Source organism: Halomonas heilongjiangensis (genome assembly GCF_002879645.1).
In the GTDB taxonomy this organism is placed as follows: domain Bacteria; phylum Pseudomonadota; class Gammaproteobacteria; order Pseudomonadales; family Halomonadaceae; genus Halomonas; species Halomonas heilongjiangensis.
The window spans coordinates 1-2842 of record NZ_PNRE01000095.1 but is presented as its reverse complement, the minus strand read 5'-3'; the positions used below and the strand labels follow the sequence as shown (position 1 = coordinate 2842).

At 74.3% G+C, this 2842-nt stretch carries 2 protein-coding genes and 1 pseudogene; all 3 read right to left on the bottom strand.

The window, feature by feature from the left end; genetic code table 11:
• Window positions 1-898: DUF4139 domain-containing protein (locus C1H66_RS23450; protein WP_146010749.1), on the bottom strand; the 898-nt coding region annotated here is incomplete at its 3' end.
• A gap of 35 nt (window positions 899-933) precedes the next feature.
• The gene (cydC, locus tag C1H66_RS20280) at window positions 934-2655 is read right to left on the bottom strand and encodes a thiol reductant ABC exporter subunit CydC (protein ID WP_102629688.1); all 1722 of its coding nucleotides are present in this window, start codon (window positions 2653-2655) and stop codon (window positions 934-936) included.
• A pseudogene (locus C1H66_RS20275) lies at window positions 2648-2842 on the bottom strand (thiol reductant ABC exporter subunit CydD); the annotation flags it as partial. The gene cydC and the pseudogene C1H66_RS20275, both read right to left, overlap by 8 nt.

Sequence of the window (2842 nt, the reverse complement as noted above, 5' to 3'; positions counted from 1 at the left end):
TGTCGGCGCTGACCGGCACCTCGGGACGCGTGTGCCAGTAGCGCTGGAGCAGGCGCTGGGACAGCGTCACCGGGGCCCCGCTGGAGAGCGTCAGGGTCACCGCGTCCCAGTCGGCGCCGCTGGCATTCTCGATCACCGCCCAGGCCTGCAGGCGCGCCTCCCGCTCACCATCGAGCAGCAGCCGGTAGGCGGTCTTCCACACCGGCGCGGCCACCACGTAGGAGAGGCCCACCTCGCGTTCCCCCTGCCCTTCGAGGGCGATGGCGATACGGCGCATCTCGTCGGTGCGCCCCCGCCCGCTGATCCGGGCCGCCTGGCGCAGTCGCTCGCGCAGGGACGCGTCGAGGATCTCGAGCCGCGCCCCGCTGGCCAGCCTCAGGGTCGCCACGATGCCCTCGTCATCGAGCACCGCCAGGGTCCGGGTTTCCTCCTGCCCCTCGCCCCGGGGCGGCCGGACGTCGACGCCGAGCAGCAGCCCCTCGACGCTGCGGCCCCCCGACGTGGCTCTCACGGGCACCCCCTGCAGGGCACCGGCCAGACGCACCACCGAGCCCATGTCCTCGGGCCCGAAGGGCAGCCGGCGAAAGGTTTCCTCCACGGCGGCGTGACCATCCAGCGTCAGGGAGACCAGTCGACCCTCGGGGTCGCGCACCACCAGGCTCTTGAGGATGTCGTCGACCTGCTCCAGGGGCACGTCGAGGTGCAGGATGCCGCTCCCCTCCAGCGGCGCGGTCCGGTGTATCTCCGCCAGGCCTCCCGAGGAGAGCGTGACCGTCGCCACCCGCTGCTCCGCCGCCAGCGGACCGGCGAGGCCGCCACCGACCCACAACAGCAAGGCCACGGCACCCGGCCGCACGCCCCACCACGACGATGCTCTCGCCCTCTGGCACTGCCCCATGGCGGTCTTCCCCTCGGCGTCACCCCGACAGGCTATCAGGTATAGCCGTTCAACCGTCCGTCAACCAGTTGCAGGGTGTGCTGCACGCCGGGGGGATCGACCGCACCGCCATCGAGATGATGCACCAGGTAGACCACCGTGCGCCCGTCCAGCCAGCCATCGAGCCAGCGCGCGATGCGCGACGCGGTCCCGGCATCCAGGCCGGCGAAGGGTTCGTCGAGGATCACCAGGTCCGGCTCGCGCAGCACCAGCCGGGCCAGCGCCAGGCGCCGCGCCTGCCCCCCCGAGAGCCGGCGACCGCCCTCCCCGACCCGGGTCGCGAGCCCAGCGGGCAGCGCCTCGGCCCAGTCGGCCAGTTCCACCGCCGCCAGCGCCCGCCACAGGCGTGCCTCGCTCGCCGCTGCGTCGGCGACACGCAGGTTGGCGGCCAGGCTGGCGTCGAACAGGTCGACCCGCTGGGTCAGCATCGCGACGCGTTCGGCGAGCCGCGACGCTGACAGTCGTCCGACCTCGATGCCCCCCAGCCGGACCCGCCCCTCGGTCGCCCCGAGCCTGCCGGCAAGCAGGGTGGCGACGCTGGACTTGCCGGCCCCCGAGGCACCGCAGACCGCCAGCCGCTCGCCGGGGACCAGGGAGAACGTGACATCGTCCAGTGCCGGCACCAGGGCCCCGGGGTAGCGCAGCGTTACCCCCGCCAGGGTCACCGCCGGTGGCCCCGGCGGCAGCCCCTCACCCGCCTCCACGTCGGTCGGTCGGGCCGCCTCCAGGGCGTTGAGGCGCTCGGCGGCGGCCCGGGTCGCTCCCAGCCGCGTGAAGGCCATCGGCAGGCCGGCCAGCGCCTCGTTCATCGCCAGCACGGCCAGGGCCATCATCACCACCAGCGGCCCCGCGAGGCCCCCGTCGGCATGGGCGAGTGCCGCCAGCCAGAGTACCGCCACCAGGGTCGCTCCCACCGCCACACCGACCAGGGCGTTACCCAGCGCCGTCCATTGCCCGAGCCGCCGCTGGTCGGCCTCGATGCGCGCCTCGATGGCGTCCAGTCGCCGGCGATGCTCGGCCAGGCTGCCGTAGGCCTCGAGCTCGGCGAGGCCCTGCCACTGCTCGATCAGCCGCCCCCTCAACCGCTCCAGGTCGGCGACCTGGCGGTGGCTCGTCGCCATGCCGAGGCGTGCCTGGCCCAGGATGATCCAGGCCAGGGCCAGGCCCAGCAGCCCGACCACCGCCCCCCCGGCCGCCGGTGACCACAGGGCCAGGAAGCCGCCCAACCCGAGCACCGCCAGGGCCGCCACCGCCGGCGGCGCCAGCAGCCGCAGGTAGAGGCCGTCGAGGGTGTCGATATCGGCCGTCAGGCGGTGCAGCCAGTCGCTGGCCCGGCGCCGCGACAGGGTGCGTTCGTCCAGTCCCGCCAGCACCCCGAACAGCCGGCCACGCAGATCGGCCAGCAGCCTCAGCACGGTATCGTGGTTGTAGAGACGCTCGAGGTAGCGCGACACGGTGCGGGTCACGGCGAAGAAGCGAATGCCACCCCCGGGCACATAGACGTCCAGGCTCGCCGCCAGCCCGGCCGCCAGGGCGATGCCGGTCAGGGCACTCGCGGTGATGAACCAGCCGGAGAGCGCCAGCAGGCCGACGGCGGAGAGCAGCGTCAGGGCCATCAGGGCCGCGCCCGCGACCAACCGCCGTCGCCGCCGGTCGAGCAGACGCAGCCAGGGAGCCAGGGGGGTACGCAGCGGGTCCACGCGCCGGGAGTCAGCCATGCGGGACCTCCTGCACCGGCGCCTCGTCCGGCTGTGCCGCCACCAGCTCGAGCCGGCGATCCCCCAGCGCCATCAGCGCCGGGTGGTGAGTGGCGATCACCAGGCTGCGCCCCGCCCCAGCCAGCTCGGCCAGGGCCTCGACCACCCGCGCCTCGGTGTCGGCATCCAGGCTGGCGGTGGGCTCGTC